The sequence below is a fragment of the Levilactobacillus bambusae genome, from assembly GCF_003124125.1.
Taxonomy (GTDB): Bacteria; Bacillota; Bacilli; order Lactobacillales; family Lactobacillaceae; genus Levilactobacillus; species Levilactobacillus bambusae.
Window position 1 is genome coordinate 680,401 of the sequence record NZ_QCXQ01000002.1, and the last position, 16,123, is coordinate 696,523.

Consider the following 16,123-nt stretch of genomic DNA (forward strand, 5'->3'; position numbering starts at 1 on the left):
GAGGGGCTAGAGAATGCAGCACTTATTAATTATTGCCATTATTTTAATTAACTCACTTTTTATCTTAGTTTTTATCCGCGACCTGATTCGGCACCGCACGGAAGTTATGGCAGAACCCGCCAATCCAGTTTGGACACCAATTGCCCAAATCGGGATTTTCTTCCTGTCGACGTTTGGCGTTTCGGACTTTGCCATCTCGACGGCCATTTATTCAAAGGCGAAGTGGGTCTCCATGAAAAAGTTGCCGGGAACCCTTAACGCTCAGGACGTTATCCCCGTGTTCGTCATGTCGCTCGCCTACATTTCCAGCGTCAAAGTCGGGATCACAACCCTGCTGGTTTGCATCATCTGTCAGGCCCTCGGTGCGTTTCTGGGTCCCTACGTGGTCATCCGCTTACCTGAAAAGCGGATTCGTCAATTTGTCATTATTGGTCTACTGGTCGCAACCGGCTTAATCCTCGGTGGCAAACTAGGTTGGATCCCCGATGGCGGGACTGCGACTGAACTATACGGTTGGAAACTGTGGCTGACTGGCGTTTTGATGTTCGTCTTCGGCGCCCTTAACAACGTTGGAATTGGATCTTTTTCCCTCACGATGGCCACCGTTTACGCTATGGGCATGAACCCCATCGCCGCTTTCCCCATCATGATGGGCGGCTGCACGGTCTCCCTCCCCATTGGCAGCATGCAATTTATCCGGCTCAACGATTACTCCCGAAAAATTACCCTGTTTTCCATTTTTGGGATTATCGGCGTTTTAATTGCCGTTTTCCTCGTCAAAAGCCTCAATACCAGCCTCATTCAATGGGTCGTCATTGTGGTCCTCCTCTACTCCGCGTTTGGGTTGTACCAGGAAAACCGAAAGCACGAATGGATGGCCTAAAAAACGGCCAAGCTATATCAATTCCTGATTTGGCTTGGCCGTTTTTATGAGGTAGCTCAAAATTATTCCCTTTTATTCCCCGTTTAAGCTATGATAGGGATGATATCAGAAAACGTTTTCAATAAATAATCACTGCTTTCCGGGGAGGAATTGAAATGTCCATTACCATTCGCCAAGTTCAACTCAGTGAACTTGCGGTGCTCCAAGCCATTAGTCGCGAAACCTTTGCGGACACGTTTGGCCCGTTTAATACCGCTAGGAATATCCAAGCCTACCTGAACCGCGCCTATTCATCTGAACAACTGACCACGGAATTACAAACTGAGAACTCAAAATTCTACTTTTTATTCGTCAATCACCAGCTGGCCGGCTACCTTAAGTTGAACGTTGAGACCGCCCAATCTGAACCAATGCCGGCAACCCATCTTGAAGTTGAACGGATTTATATTCGCCAACCCTTTAAACGCCAGGGGTTGGGAACCCGGTTAATTGATTTTGCCGTATTAGAAGCGACTAACCAGGCGAAAACTCACCTTTGGCTTGGCGTTTGGGAACACAATGATGCCGCGCAACAGTTTTACCGGCGCATGGGTTTTCAGCCGTTTAGTGAGCACGTCTTTCATATTGGGCAGGCCTCCCAAAGGGACCTCCTAATGAGCCGACGCCTCGCAAAGTAAGGATCAACACGAAAAAGAGGTTGGAACATTAGGCCCGCTTCGCTTAGAAATGCGACTCTTGCAACATGGCCCGAAAGCCTTTCATCCTTAACAGGATGCTTTCGGACCTGTAGTTACGGGACATAAGACAGACCACAGCCAAATAGGGCAACGGACCAAATCCGATCAAAATACAATCGAACCTGGTCCGTTGCCCTATTTGGCATGGCCTGAACGTCTTATGTCCCTGCCTTTTTAATTAGTTTTCACCCAAGGTCGCAACCATAACGGATTTAATGGTGTGCATCCGATTTTCGGCTTCCCGGAAGACAACTGACTGTTTGCTTTCGAAGACTTCGTCCGTGACTTCCATTTCAGTAATCCCGTACTTATCAGCAATTTCCTTCCCCACTTCGGTATCATCGTTGTGGAAGGCTGGTAAACAGTGTTCAAAAATGGCGTTCGGATTTTGAGTTGCTTGCATCACGTGCGAGTTAACTTGGTAAGGCTTCAACAACTTAATCCGTTGTTCCCAAATGCTGTCAGGTTCGCCCATGGAAACCCAGACATCGGTATAAACAACGTCGGCGCCCTTTACACCTTCATCAACATCGTTGAAGACCTTGATTTCAGCGCCCGTTTCCTTAGCGATGGCGTTACACTTGTCTAACAGGTCCTGGTTCGGGTTCAATTCCTTAGGGCAAACAACGTGGTAGCTCATCCCTAACTTAGCGGCTCCGATCATCAAAGCGTTTGAAACGTTATCTTGACCGTCACCAACGAAGGCGTACTTGATATCCTTGTATTCCTTCTTCAAAACTTCCTTAGCGGTTAAGAAGTCCGCTAAGACTTGAGTTGGGTGATCTTCATCCGTTAACCCATTCCATACGGGAACACCTGAGTATTCAGCTAACGTTTCAGCGGTCCGTTGGGAGAACCCCCGGTATTCGATTCCGTCGTACATGCCACCGAGTACCCGGGCCGTATCCTTAGCGGTTTCTTTATGTCCCATGTGGGAACCCGAAGGCCCTAAGTACGTAATATGGGCACCCTGATCCTGCGCCCCAACTTGGAACGCACAACGGGTTCTCGTAGAAGCCTTTTCAAAGATTAAGACAATCTCTTTACCCTTAAGTGTTTGCTGTTCCGTCCCATCGTACTTGGCCTTCTTTAAATCTTCGGCTAAGTCCAATAAATATTCGATTTGACGTGGTGTCCAGTCCATGAGCGTTAAAAAGTCTTTATTACGTACATTAAACATAGCTGATTACCCCTTTATAAGTTTTGAGATTACCTTCCATGGTACATACTTATTATAGTAAACGGTTTCATTTAGATTTGCAAGGATCCGCAATTTTTATGTCAGCTTATTTTTAGCAACTAAAATTTTAATTAATCGATTGGGAACCGTTGTGGATAATCGAACTGTTTCACACAGAAAACATAATTTTTACCATCCTATTTAAAATAGTCTAAACATCCTATATCAAACGGTTAATCCAACCAATCCAAAATATCATAGGCGCGGTTGCCATTATAGAACCGATGCTTACCATTATGCGTAATCTCAACAACGGGTTCTTCCTTAGAAAATTTAGGGGCAATCTTCTTATCAAACCAGGCCTGCCAGTCTTGATCCGTTCCCCCGTTTTCTAACCGATCTGTGAGCAGATCGACCGGTCGGCGCCAAATTTCAATCTCCACCTGGGCGTCCTTAAGAAATTGGGGGTCATTCATATAGGCCCGAACCCCATCCAGCCGGTTCAATAACTTGTTGATGCGATGGCGTTCCTTGATAAGCGCTTCGAATTCCACCAAATCGGCTTCAGTTGCATAGCTCCGAATAAAGGTCCGGGCTGAATTACGGTATGAGGTGACCTTACGCTTCTCTTTGTTTTTCGCGTTATATTTCTGTTGCGCCCGTTTTTGGGCTTCCGTTTGAGCCATTCTAATTCCTCATTTCTGCATGCTTTTAATTGTCGCAGTTAGACCAATCTGCCACGGCGTTGCTGGTACCGGACCAAATTGCGCCTCGTACTTGTGGTGACTGAGATATAGTGGGCGCCGAGTTAAATAGTACATCTCCGCAATCTCACCGACGTTGGCATCCCGGAGGCCAACTATCCGGATCAACGGTTTGGTTAAGGTCAGGACTGGCTTCGTGTCCCCCGAAATCTGTTTAGCGATTTTAATCAGGTCATTTCCAGTGATCGTTTGACCCGGAATATTCCAAACCTGATTATAAGCACGACTCGCTAGCGCAATGTTAACAACCATTTTAGCTGCATCAGGCAGGTAGACGTATTCACGAACCCTATTCTTCGGTCCAACGTAAAAGGTTAACTGCCGGTTAGCGATTCCATCCAGTGTCATCCCTAAGTAGGTTGCGGACCGCATACTTGGCCCGTAGTAGTCGGGCAGGCGCAGCAACGTTTTATCAATATCCTCATATTGCGGACTAAAAATCAGTTCAGACAATGCTTTCTTCGCTTTGCCCTTGCGACTATTAGGCACTAACGGTGAGTTTTCATCCACCAGGCCGTTAGCGTCACCGTAAGCATAGATGCCATCAAGAAAAACAACCTTTGTCCTTGATTGTAAAGCAGCTTCCATCACATTTCTACCCAGTGGCACCTATTTTATCGCTGTCTGACTGTAAGGGATGGCCGCGCATTGGATAACCACATCCACAGCCTGCATCGCTCTAATTAGATCAGCTAAATTAAAAATGTCGCCCATAACAGTCTCAACGTTCGGCCACAAAGATTCAAGCCGCTGACGGTTACGCCCAAATACCCGTACCTTCACGTCTCGCATAAGAAGTTCGTGGACAATGGCCTGCCCCGTACCCCCGGTCGCACCTAAAACCAAAACGGTTTGTGTCATCGTTTCAGCCCCCTTCTAAATACTGAGCCAAATAATTAAACTTGCAACGGTTTCAATCAGAGCAATGCGCCCAATGTTAGCCAGCTGATCCGGTTTATTCCCATAAACAACGTAAATAAAAATGGTTAAAATAACTAAGATAATAACGGCAATACTAGTAATCATTAATCCTGATTTCATAATCCAATCCCCTTTTTGGTTTTCTTTATATAACATGTGCTATAATTCCTATTAAGGCATCTCTGTTTCTAAATAAGCTTATTTTAAAACGGTATGTTAAGAACAATGTCTTTAATATAGTACATGTACTATATAACGTCAACTATTTCATTAAATTAATTAACTAAGGCCAACTAAAAAAGCAGTCGAATCCGTGATATGACACGGACTCGGCTGCTTTTTTAGTTTTTTTATTTTCATTTAAAACTCACCACACTTATTATGGTTCATAGCACTGGGATTTAAACCAACCACTTATTTTGCTGCGCTAAATTAATCGCTTCAGTTCGGCTATGAATGCCCAATTTACTAAAGATTGCAGAAAGATAATTGCGAACGGTGCCATCCGAGAGATAAAGCTCAGCCGCAATTTTTTTATTCGATGCCCCCTGTGCTACCCATTTCAAAATGTCCATCTCACGGTCGGTTAAAGGATTATTTTCTTCTGTTACCATATTCCGAACTAGTTCAGGTGCATAAATAACCTCACCGGTTTGAACACGACGAATGACGGCAACAAGTTCGTCAGTTGGACTATCCTTAAGCAAATAAGCAGCTACGTCAGCTTTGACCGCTTGATTAAAATAAGTCCGTTGGGCAAACGTTGTTAGGATAATCGCTCGTGTCGGTAATGCTTCATTTTTCATCTTGGCGGCCACTGTCAACCCAGACTGGTATGGCATTTCGATATCTAAAATTGCAATATCGGGCTTTACTGCTTGAATTTCCTGCCAGGCTTGCCGGCCATCCGTTGCACTGCCAACAACCTTCATATCATCTTCCAGATTCAATAATTGTTGCATCGCAGTGTTGAGTAATTCCTGATCTTCCGCTAAATAAAGTGTAATCATCCGTTCTCCTTTGGCTGTAAAAGTATAATCAACGTACCATTATTATTGCCTTGAATAGTAAACTGACCACCAGCAGCCTGCATCCGCGATTGCATTCCGGTCATCCCATTAGAACCAGACCGGGTATATTGGCCACCGTGCCCGTCATCACTTAGTTGAACACGGTAACCAACATCTGTTTCTTCAAAAACAATCCTAACTTCTTGCGCATGTGCATGCCGGATAACGTTAGTGGTCGCTTCAGTAATCACAGCGGCTAACTGTGCTTGAGTTTTACTCGGCCAATTATTGGCACGATCTTCGTTCACCGTTTGCAGTTCCACACCTGCATCCTCTAATTGTTGATCCTGATTAAGTAGTACTTCGCTAATGGATTGATCATGTAAATCATTCACGATTTGACGCACTAGTTGCAGGTTTTTGCGACTAACGGCCGCAATATCATCCAGCTCTGCAGGGACTTGTTTTGGGGCTTTGGTCAATAACTTTTTAGCTAATTCCGTTTTGATCGTAATCATTGAGAAACTCTGGCCAAGTGTATCATGAAGATCCCGGGCAATTCGTTCGCGTTCATCACGTTGAATAATGGCTTCTAGCCGCCGATTCGTTTGATTTAACGAACGTCTTTGCCACATGGATCGTGAAAATACATAGGCTAAGAACGGTGAAGCGACCGGGAAAAACAGCCCTTCAATATCAGGATTGCTCATTGTCAAAACGCCCGGATGATAACTGTTAAACCGAATTAAACCGCCGATCAAAATAAGTTCATAGGCCATCGCAAACACGATAAAATGACGTTTTGTCCGTCTACCAAGTAAAAATGACACCTGCCATGCTGGAAAAATAATCATATAGTTGTTAAATCCAAAAATTGAAAACGCACCTGTAACGATAAGCTCTAATGGAATTGTCACGGACCACCAACGTGGAATTTCAGCCACTAACACATAAATAATGAAGAAAACGGCAATCATCCCCAACCAAAACCAATCAGAGGGCCGATGTGCTGGTAAATAAATTAGCATATTAAATGGTAAATAGAAAAGCCAAACATAATTGGTCCACTTTAAGTTTTCAAGTTTCGCTTGCCATTTAGGCTTTGCCAAGCACACCACCCCACTTCATTTTGATCCGAAGAACACTATATAGTATCCCAATAATCAGAAGAAACCAACCTAGTAACCCCCAGATATAACTCATTGATAGTGTACCATTGTCCGCCACCGCATTTAATAACTGGTTAGTAAAATAAGGCGGTAACCACTTACCGATGTGTTGCACCCACGTTGGCAGCATAGAGATCGGCCACCAAAGACCACTAATAATTGCCAACGGAAAGGTAATCAGATTACTCAAAAGACTGAGTGTTTCTTCCCGCGATACAAATGAAATCAAGGCACTAACACCAAGGATAGGGAGCTGGCCCAATAATGATAGACTACCAATTGCCAACCAGTCACCAACCGAAAGTGAGACCTGATTTACCGTCACCGCTAAAACACCAATGAGAATGACAGCCGCTAAGTTCATCAAAAGTGCCCAACAAAAGATAATCGTGTAGTAAATTCCTAGTCCGGATGGTGATTGCGACAACAGTTGTGTAAAGCCTGCTTTCCGATCATGCATCAAAACGCTGGCAATACTAAATAGACCATTTATCAACCCACTGTAAACAATCATATTTCCCATATAACTAAGGTAAAAATGGCTCATCTGAGATTGATCACCAGTAATCAGGATCTTAGTAAATAAAAGATAAAATCCGGCCGGCATCAAAAGTGAAAAAAATAGGAATGAGCCGTTGCGCAGGACTAACCGTTTACCGTCAAAACTAAATTCTTGCTTGAGTCGCTTCATTAGCTTTCTCCCTCTTAGATAATGTTATAAATAATTCTTCAAGCGACTCCTTCATAATGACTAAGTTTGAAATATAGGCTAATTTAGGCACCAGTGCTCGAACTGTCGCATCACTGTCCCGACTTGATAATACAATTCGACCGCCCACGTACGTTGCATCAATTACCTGATCAAGACGATCAAAATCCGCTAATGGCAGAGTCGTTTTAAAACTGATTTGTGTTTGCTGGTATCTTTCCTGTAGTTGAGCAAAACTCCCCTGAAAAATGAACCGTCCCTTTTGTAAAATCATCAGACGATCCGCAACTGATTGAATCTCTTCTAAATAGTGAGACGTAATGACGATGGTTTTGCCTTGGTCTCGCATTGCGGTGATTCGCTTCCAAAATCATTGTCGAGCAGTCACATCCATCCCCACAGTAGGTTCATCTAAAAATAACAAGTCTGGATTACCAACTAAGGTCAACGCAAAAGTCACTTGCCGTAATTGACCACCAGACAATGTCGTGAGGGCCTTGTGCTGAATAGCTGTAAGATTGAGGCTCTGCAAAATTGCAGTTATTTCATTTGGGTTTTGGTAAGCTGATGCCATTTCCTGCAAAAAATCACTAACTGTTATCCCTTGTAGAACGACATCCCCCTGTAACATCGATCCAGTTTTCTTCCTGGCAATTTTATTACCGGGTTGCCCACCAAAAATACATATCTCTCCTTGTGCCGGTAATACACCAAGCAAACTATTTAATAACGTCGTTTTACCCGCTCCATTTTACCCAATCAATCCAATAATTTCTCCCTGATTAATTGTAAAATTCAACTTGCTAAATACTTTATTTTGCCCATAACTCACGGTTACATTTCGTGCTGAAATAATCTGCATCATTATCACCTCTAATTACCATCGTAATTGAGTTTGACTAGTAGTTATAGTCACGGTTGTCATGAAGTTAGCGTGACATTTGTCATCAATTAGTATGGATATAAAAAAGAGGCAGGGACTTAAGACGTTCAGACCATGCCAAATAGGCAAAAGGACCAGGTTCGATTGTCATTTGATCGGATTTGGTCCCTTTGCTTATTTGGTTGTGGTCCCCGTAACTACTGGCCCAATCTCCGCCAAACTAAATCAGCTTAGTTAAAAAATGGGTATCAATTGTCTTCAACAGTACTGGGATAGTTCTATTACCTATGATAAGGTAGAGCCGTTTTAGTTTTTCGATAAACCATTCATGATTATCAAAAAGGAAAAAGTCATCTATACTTTACTTAACAATAAATTTACTCAAGGAGAAAGTTTTGGATCACGTTAAATCAGACAAGCGAACACAACGTTCCGCACTAAAAATATATCGGAGTCTAGTAAGTTGCTTACATAAAAAAGACTTTTCAGAAATCACTGTGACCGATATTCAAAGAGATTCAGGTATTGCCAGATCTACGTTTTATCGTAGTTTTGATAATCTCCTTGATGTCCTAACGTGGTACTGTAACCTCTGCTTTCAACAGATTCTATCTCAACTAACACAGGATATGTTTTTTGATGAAATAAGGTTTTTGCCAACCTATTTTAGTTTTTGGCTAACTAGAAGTGACGTTCTAGAGACCCTTCTCGCAATCAACCGTCCAGACATTATTTATGCTAGTCACTTAAAAAACGCTGAACTGTTATGGGATAAATTTCCTTACCCAAAGGTTATCCCACAAAACGCTGAGTATTTCATGGCAATTCGCACCGGTGTCACAATCAGCATTTTACTAACTTGGATTAAAAATGGAAAACAAGAGACTCCCGAAGAACTAACTAAAATTGTTAAAAACCAACTTAAAATTCTGTCCCAAAACACTGTCGATTAGTCATTTTTTAAATTGTTGATACCAACCTTGATTATCAAAAGCATACGGATTAATTGGGTTCTTCAGCACTTTCTCGGGTAATTGAACAATAAAAAAGGTCATCAATAATAGGATTAATACTCCCTGGCTAAATATTTTCAATGATGGCTGATGCTGATTAAAATAAACCACAAAACCAATATCCAGTGGTAACCAACATAAAGTCGCCGTTATCAATCCTGGCGCATAATATACATTTTGACCAACCCTTCCAAATGCAGCTAAGGACTGGAGGGCTAGAAAATTATGAATAATGAATTCAAAGAAGCTAAACAATGCCGTTGCCACCCCCATTCTGGGGTCAAAATGTTTTGTTTCCGTCAGGCTAAACCATAGCAAACCACCTAAAAAGTTAGTTAACATATCTGTTAATTCACTCATTGGATAACGATCAGGAAACTGAGAATGAAGATTATAAATAACATGAAAGCCACCTGGAATAACCCATTCTTCCCAAACGTGCAAAGTCAGTACAATCACAGTAAACGCCCCTAGCTTAGTTAACGTATTCCAGGACCGCCAATTAAGAATTAGTTGAACACTCAAAAGGATACTCATTGCTAGCATGCAGTATAACCATCCCCACCGCACGAACCACAACCAAATTGTCATTGAACCTACCTCCTAAACTTAACTTACTGACAATAGTAATTGCAGTCCACAATGCTTTTCAATCCAATAATGTAGTTTCGCTACATTATTGGAAAAAGTTGGAGTGCATTGGAAAATTTACTCTTTAACTTTATTTTTTAGTTGTTTTATCCATGTAAACCCAATCTCACGACAAGCAAAAAGAGGAAGTCCATTTTGGAACGCTTCCTCTTTTTGCTTGTCGATTATTCTCTAGCTTTTTATATGTCCATGACTTCGTCACTTATGGTACGGACTTCCGTATCGATTCTCACTGCAGCTAATTCAAGTACCTAAATCACATTGAAACAACTTTATAGTACGAAAATTTCATTTCCAATACTAGAAGGTCATCTTAATCTATTCTTTTTTAGAAAATTCCCCCACCCTGTTGATCGGGATATTCCATAGTAATGTAAATTTGAGTTCCATCCTTCGGCTTTAAAGACTCAATAATTATTGAGACGTAAAGATCACACTGTTCAGAATAGTAATAATATTTATACACGGAATCTTTATTAAGCTCCGGAGCTAGTCTAACATCATTTGGTAAGTATGGTTGGACAATATTATGAAGCGTCTCAACATCTAGTCCAGGTGTCAAAATAACTTTGGTCGTTATACAAATTTGCTGAATAATTCTAGTATCTTTCTCAAGATTATAAGTAACAGCGTCATTACTTTTTCTATCATTCACGATATAGTCATTATCACGTGCAAGTTCGAAACCATTCTTCATTTTAATATGGGAACCAATTATATTATCCTTCGTTCCCTTAGTTGAAAAAAACAGCTCCAGTAGCATATTACAGATAGCGGTCGATGTTGTTGCAATAAATTCAGCCTGAACTTCAGAGTGTCGTACCTTACGACTAGCTTGCCCATGAGATTCTGAAGTGTTATTGCGTATCTTTCCAATTTTTAAAGACATGTCTTGAATCATCTGCTTAAACAGTTTATCATCTGCTGATTGCACTTCTAAAGTATCTATAGCCCCCATAACTTTTTGTTTCAACTCCATGTTCTTAGGCAAATCACGACCGATCTTCTGTTTATAAATCCACCGACTACAAGCCTCAAGCATACTTTTACTATAATTTATTGCACTATCATATCGTCCATCACTAAGCGCGGCCACTACATCATCAAAGCTTTCATTAACTGTAATAACATCGTACTGCTTCAATTCTGGCAACATAAGCCGTCTTTCAATTTCTTGTTTCTGTAACATATTTTCGATATGGTACGTCTCCTTTTCTGTAATCGGTTACATTTATTTTTAAAAAAATATGTTCCGATTCACTTTTATTTAATATGTATTATAACATAAAATGAAATTAATTTCAACAAAATTTTCATTGTTATTATTATTTTATGAAAGCTTTGTTTCATTAGATAAATGTTAATATTTATTCACATAACTCCGCTAACATTACCTGTTTAGATTCTTAGAATGCCAGGGTGCTAGTAATTACAGCCCTAATTAGTTAGGTGGAATTAGTATTAACTCCCACATTTTCCCGTCCTTTTTGCGTATGAAATTAGCACTTATTAGAATTAATTTATATTTTTTTCTTTTGCATTTTACTAGTTAATAGAATATCTTTTTACATTTGTTGATTTGACAGTATTTGAATTTCTGTTTTATGACTTTTATTTCGATTTTTGGGTCTAATAGTGCACCTCAAATACCCACGAGTTCATTTATTATGTAGGTTTAGATTAATTTATGATTTTCACAACTATAGATAAGTACTATTAAGATAAAGTGATCCAATTTCTATATTAAGTTAATTATTTAGACAAATAAAAACCCATTCAGTTCTCTGGATGAGTTTCATAGTTAGAATATATATATTTATAGAATTGACTAGAACTCTATTCTAGATAAATTGTAGTGTGAAGTTCCTTAATTATTTCACCCCCGTCACTTATGGTACGGACTCCCCTCATTAATCATAAACGCCCGGTAAATCTGCTCCGTCAGCACCAGCCGCATTAATTGATGCGGAAGCGTGAACTTGCCGAATGAAATTTGGGTGTTTGCCCGCTTTAAAACTTCTGGTGCGAGTCCAAGGGATCCGCCGATGACAAACGTGAGGTCGGAATGGCCGTACGTTGTAAGGTCCTTAATTTCCTTAGCAAACGCCTCGGAAGTCCGTTCCTGACCTAAGATGGCGAGGGCAAACACGTACTCGCGGTCCTTAATCTTGCTGAGGATGCGATCCCCCTCAGCCTGCATTACTTGATCCATCTGCGCCGAAGAAAGCGATTCAGGCGCTTTTTCATCCGGAACTTCGACAATGGTGAACTTGCAGAAGCGGGAGAGGCGCTTAGCGTATTCAGCGATTCCCTGTTTGTAATACTTTTCCTTTAACTTACCGACAACGACTAATTTAATGTTCATAACTACTCCTTAATTCACAGGTTATCCACAAAGTTTTCCACAGGTACTTGTAAGAGGCAAAATCCTTGCATTTTCTGGATTTACGGCTAAAACTTCTATTTTGAGATCGATTTCAGACCAAAAATAAAGTTATCCACAGTTACCAACAGAACGTGCATTCGTGACACACACGGAAAAATACGATGATATCAGCATTTGAAGCGGATTATTTTGTTCGATTTTAAAGTTTTGCACAGTTACCAACATATCCTGTGGATAACTTTAATTTTGTAACAAATGCCCATTTTACTTTGTTTCTTTTCTTATTTTACCGAAGTCACAAGTTATCCACAACGTTATCCACAGATTAATCCACTAAAAGTTTTCCTTTACTTTTTCGGTCTGAATGGTCACGTTTTATTATCTCATCTTTGTTCGCATTCTTAAATGGCAATTGCCCGTTTAGTGGTAGCAAGCAACCACTGGACCGGTCCAATATTCGGATTTTTAAATGAAACCGTCAAAAAACGGGACACCCTCAAATGAGCGACCCGTTTTTTGATGTAAACACCTGTTTTTAACTTTCGGCACTTGATTTACTGGAACTCGACATCTGTGACGTTGTTTCAGTCAGTTTGACATCGGCCGTTTTCTTAGAACCGTTCCGATAATACGTCAGCTTGATCGTATCCCCAACGTCGTACTTATAGAGGAGGTCCTGCAAGGTCGACGTATCGGAAATCTTCTTGCCGTTCATTTCGGTAATGACGTCGTACTTCTTCAATCCGGCCGCCCGAGCTGGTGAGTTAGATGAGCTGGTTCCCATCACAACGACCCCGGAACTGACGTCTGACGGCAGCTTTAGAATGGACTTCTGCTGGCTCGTGGAAACATTCGTTAAGTCAACGTATGTAATTCCTAACGCGGGCCGTTCAACCTTTCCCTTAGATACCAGTTGATTAATGATCTTGACCACTTCGTTACTTGGGATGGCAAACCCGATCCCTTCCACGCTGGTCCCGTCGTCGTCACTGGCAATCTTGCTCGAGTTTATCCCGATCACCTGACCGGCAATATTCGTCAAGGGGCCCCCAGAGTTGCCGGGATTAATGGCGGCATCCGTTTGAATGGCCGTGGCGTTCCCCGTTTGGGCGCCGGATGAATTCGTTGTTTGAACGGTCCGTTTCTTAGCGGAAATAATCCCTTCCGTTAGCGTTGAAGCGTACTGGGTCCCGAGTGGCGAACCAATGGCTAAGGCCGTTTCGCCCACCTTAATATCATCGGAATTACCAAACGACGCAACCGTCTTAACGTCGGCGCCGTTAATTTTCAGGACGGCGAGGTCGGTAACGGAATCCTTCCCAACGAGGTCGGCGTCAATTTTCTTGCCGTTGCTTAAGACCACTTCGAGACTGTTAGCTCCCGAGACCACATGGTTATTCGTGACGATATAAGCCACGTTCTTACTCTTCTTATAAATTACCCCTGAACCCTCTGAGGCGGCCTGTAAGGCCCCTGATTTAGAGCTAGAGGAGCTGCCATTCCCAAAGATCGCTTCTAATCCGTTTGAGCTGCTCGTATTTTCCCGTTGCAGGTTAATGACGGAAACGACGGCCCCCTTAATGGAGTTGTAGGCCTTATTGGCTTGAGTCGAAACGTTCACCGTGACATTGGACGTCTTGGTGTTGCCCGACTTGTTGCTGCTGACGGGAACCGCCGTATCGGAAGCCTCGTTGGCGTTCGCAAAGTAGTTCGCACCACCGTAAGCAATCCCCCCGCCGAGTAACCCGGCTAACAGTGCCACTCCAGCTACCTTACCAAGTGAAAACGACCCGTGTTGTTTTGGCCGTTGATTATTATTTTGTTGATTATCGTTATTATCCATACCTAATCACGCAATTAAGCGTTCTTCCCTCCTTCGTAAGATCGAAAGGACCCCACTGCAGTTTATATTATCTATCATATAGTGAGAATATGAAAATTTCTTGAATTTAGTCTCAAGATTATTAAAAGGTCTTAAATAACGATCAAATTCGAAGCCTGCTCAGCCTCGGTGTCCAGCAGTTCGAAATCGTGTCCCACCCCGTAGTCGTTGTCTTCCATCATGGAAGCAACCGTTAAGTGAGCGAGCGACTTCATGTTATTATGCTGGCTGCGGTGACCCAAAAAAATATGTTTCGTGTGGTTACCCATGACATCCATTAAAACGTTGGCACCGTCCACGTTGGATAAATGCCCGTGGTCACTCATGATCCGTTGTTGCAGCGACCACGAGTAGTCCCCGTTTTCTAACATTTGAATGTCGTGGTTGCACTCTACGAGGTAGCCATCCGCGTCCGAAATGACCCCCTCCATGTGATCCGTCACCTGACCCGTATCCGTTAAGATAACGAAGGTCTTATTATGGTGGTGGAGGGCGTAAAACTGGGGTTCGGCGGCATCATGCGACACCGCAAAACTTTCCACGTCGATGTCGCCCAACGTCTGGACGGTTCCGGGTGCAAACAGATTTTCCTGTTCCAAGCTGACCTTCCCGATCCGGGGGGCCATCGCATCCCACGTTCCCTTATTGGCATACACGTTTAACTTCGGGTAGCGACGGGCAAGAATTCCGACGCTTTTGCGGTGATCACTGTGTTCGTGGGTCACCAGTAGACTATCAACGTCGTTCATGGTGCGCCCAATTGAAGCCATTAAGCCCTCAATTTTCTTGCCGCTGAGGCCAGCGTCCACCAGAATCCGTTCCTGGTCCGTTTCAATGTAACACGCGTTACCCGTACTTCCACTGGCTAACACGCTTACCCTCATTGTATCGTCTGAATTCATGTCGTCCTATCCTTTCAAAATCATAAGACCATTCTAGCGCATCGCTTGCCCGTTGCCAATTATTCGCGGAAAAATTAGCCTAAAAAAGTCCCCACTAACAAACCAGGCAGCCTAACCAACTTCGATTACGATTTTAATCGGAGTTGGTTAGGCTGCCTGATTGCAGTGCCATAACTCTATTTCGTTCAGTCTAAGAGGTTGTTGTATCCGTTGTTTTGGCGTCACCGTCTGAACTATCGGACATAATGGCCCCGGTAAAGGCGTTCACCTTTTTAAGGGTGGTTGAGCCGCTTTCCATTTTAATTTCAACCATCCACGTTGGAATATAGATGCTAGCGTTTTTTAACGTAAAGTACTGGGTATAACCTAGCTTTGCCCACTTGACCTTGGCGTTATTCGGAATTTGATTATACTGGTACAGCCAGGAGAGGGCCTTTTCCTGCGAAATGATCGTTGCCCGTTCCCGCAGCGTCTTCACGTTGGCGAGGTACCCCTGAGAATACCCTAAAACATTTCCGTTATCATTAAGGGAAAACCGAATCTCACCGGCCCGTGACATCACGTTGCCGCCCGTGACTTGTTGGACGTACACCACGGTATTCGTCGATGACAGCTGTTGACTGTACTGGTACTCATCACCGTGTAGAATATTGACCGGATTATCAACGACCGTATCCAGCACCTTTTCCGGTGATTTTCGGTTAACCGTAATATTGTTTTTAAACGTACTGATGATGTTTTTGGCGTCGTCTAGGCGGGCTGTCTGACCCTGGAGTGTCCCGAGTTCAGACCGCAAATCTGGATCCGCCGTGGCCGAAATATAGTAACCGTCATCTTCCTCGGTAGACAGCTTCGGCAGGGAAATACTATCGTTTTTCATTTCCCTAACCACTGTGATATTTGCGTTCGAACTTTTTGACGTTTGAGACGTCAATTGCGATGTCCGATCGTGTTGAAACGCCACGAATAAAAAAATATCAATCATGATGAACCCCACTAAGAAGATCCATTCAATCCGGCGAAAGTTCATGCC

At 42.7% G+C, this 16,123-nt stretch carries 16 protein-coding genes and 2 pseudogenes; 3 read left to right on the forward strand and 15 right to left on the reverse strand.

The features are described from left to right. The first annotated feature begins 13 nt into the window (after nt 1–13). Complete coding sequence (locus DCM90_RS06075) at nt 14–883, forward strand: sulfite exporter TauE/SafE family protein (RefSeq protein WP_109250437.1); 870 nt, start codon at nt 14–16, stop codon at nt 881–883. Between the two features lie 155 nt (nt 884–1,038). Next, on the forward strand, nt 1,039–1,560 hold the full coding sequence (locus tag DCM90_RS06080) for a GNAT family N-acetyltransferase (RefSeq protein WP_109250438.1): 522 nt from the start codon (nt 1,039–1,041) through the stop codon (nt 1,558–1,560). Nucleotides 1,561–1,798: 238 nt separating this feature from the next. On the opposite strand, the gene argF is transcribed toward DCM90_RS06080, so the two are convergent. The 9 genes and pseudogenes from argF to DCM90_RS10110 all read right to left on the reverse strand — a co-directional run. Next, nucleotides 1,799–2,800: an ornithine carbamoyltransferase gene (gene argF, locus DCM90_RS06085; protein ID WP_109250439.1), complete on the reverse strand. Its 1,002-nt coding sequence runs from the start codon at nt 2,798–2,800 to the stop codon at nt 1,799–1,801. A 233-nt stretch (nt 2,801–3,033) separates the two neighbouring features. Continuing rightward, nucleotides 3,034–3,486, reverse strand: a complete 453-nt coding sequence (locus DCM90_RS06090; protein WP_109250440.1) for a hypothetical protein — start codon at nt 3,484–3,486, stop codon at nt 3,034–3,036. A 9-nt stretch (nt 3,487–3,495) separates the two neighbouring features. Beyond that, nucleotides 3,496–4,425 (reverse strand): annotated as a pseudogene (locus DCM90_RS06095) (NAD-dependent epimerase/dehydratase family protein). A 15-nt stretch (nt 4,426–4,440) separates the two neighbouring features. Then, nucleotides 4,441–4,605: a hypothetical protein gene (locus DCM90_RS10005; protein ID WP_165815231.1), complete on the reverse strand. Its 165-nt coding sequence runs from the start codon at nt 4,603–4,605 to the stop codon at nt 4,441–4,443. 281 nt (nt 4,606–4,886) lie between these two features. Beyond that, a complete protein-coding gene (locus DCM90_RS06110; RefSeq protein WP_109250444.1) occupies nt 4,887–5,495 on the reverse strand; it encodes a response regulator transcription factor in 609 nt (202 codons plus the stop codon). Beyond that, nucleotides 5,492–6,523: a sensor histidine kinase gene (locus DCM90_RS06115; RefSeq protein ID WP_109250554.1), complete on the reverse strand. Its 1,032-nt coding sequence runs from the start codon at nt 6,521–6,523 to the stop codon at nt 5,492–5,494. The genes DCM90_RS06110 and DCM90_RS06115 overlap by 4 nt, the downstream gene beginning before the upstream one ends. Nucleotides 6,524–6,590: 67 nt before the next feature. Beyond that, complete coding sequence (locus DCM90_RS06120; RefSeq protein WP_109250445.1) at nt 6,591–7,355, reverse strand: ABC transporter permease; 765 nt, start codon at nt 7,353–7,355, stop codon at nt 6,591–6,593. Continuing rightward, complete coding sequence (locus tag DCM90_RS10105) at nt 7,330–7,722, reverse strand: ATP-binding cassette domain-containing protein (RefSeq protein WP_109250446.1); 393 nt, start codon at nt 7,720–7,722, stop codon at nt 7,330–7,332. The genes DCM90_RS06120 and DCM90_RS10105 overlap by 26 nt, the downstream gene beginning before the upstream one ends. A 21-nt stretch (nt 7,723–7,743) precedes the next feature. Next, nucleotides 7,744–8,112 (reverse strand): annotated as a pseudogene (locus DCM90_RS10110) (ATP-binding cassette domain-containing protein); the annotation flags it as partial. 539 nt (nt 8,113–8,651) lie between these two features. On the opposite strand from DCM90_RS10110, the gene DCM90_RS06135 reads away from it, so the two are divergent. After that, entirely contained in the window at nt 8,652–9,209 is a 558-nt protein-coding gene (locus tag DCM90_RS06135) for a hypothetical protein (RefSeq protein WP_109250447.1), read from the forward strand. On the opposite strand, the gene DCM90_RS06140 is transcribed toward DCM90_RS06135, so the two are convergent. From DCM90_RS06140 to DCM90_RS06165, 6 genes are all read right to left on the reverse strand, one after another. Then, nucleotides 9,210–9,860 carry an HXXEE domain-containing protein gene (locus tag DCM90_RS06140; RefSeq protein ID WP_109250448.1) on the reverse strand — a complete coding sequence of 217 codons (651 nt, stop codon included), beginning with the start codon at nt 9,858–9,860 and terminating at the stop codon, nt 9,210–9,212. Nucleotides 9,861–10,248: 388 nt separating this feature from the next. Continuing rightward, nucleotides 10,249–11,109, reverse strand: coding sequence for an abortive infection family protein (locus tag DCM90_RS06145; protein ID WP_109250449.1), 861 nt, complete (start codon nt 11,107–11,109; stop codon nt 10,249–10,251). Between the two features lie 696 nt (nt 11,110–11,805). After that, nucleotides 11,806–12,285 (reverse strand): 23S rRNA (pseudouridine(1915)-N(3))-methyltransferase RlmH, encoded by a 480-nt coding sequence (gene rlmH / locus DCM90_RS06150; protein WP_109250450.1) that lies wholly within the window; start codon nt 12,283–12,285, stop codon nt 11,806–11,808. Between the two features lie 556 nt (nt 12,286–12,841). Beyond that, nucleotides 12,842–14,149: a S1C family serine protease gene (locus DCM90_RS06155; RefSeq protein WP_109250451.1), complete on the reverse strand. Its 1,308-nt coding sequence runs from the start codon at nt 14,147–14,149 to the stop codon at nt 12,842–12,844. 131 nt (nt 14,150–14,280) lie between these two features. Next, the gene (locus tag DCM90_RS06160; protein WP_109250452.1) at nt 14,281–15,090 is read right to left on the reverse strand and encodes an MBL fold metallo-hydrolase; all 810 of its coding nucleotides are present in this window, start codon (nt 15,088–15,090) and stop codon (nt 14,281–14,283) included. 190 nt (nt 15,091–15,280) lie between these two features. Further along, entirely contained in the window at nt 15,281–16,120 is an 840-nt protein-coding gene (locus tag DCM90_RS06165; protein ID WP_109250453.1) for a two-component system regulatory protein YycI, read from the reverse strand. Between the last annotated feature and the right edge of the window lie 3 nt (nt 16,121–16,123).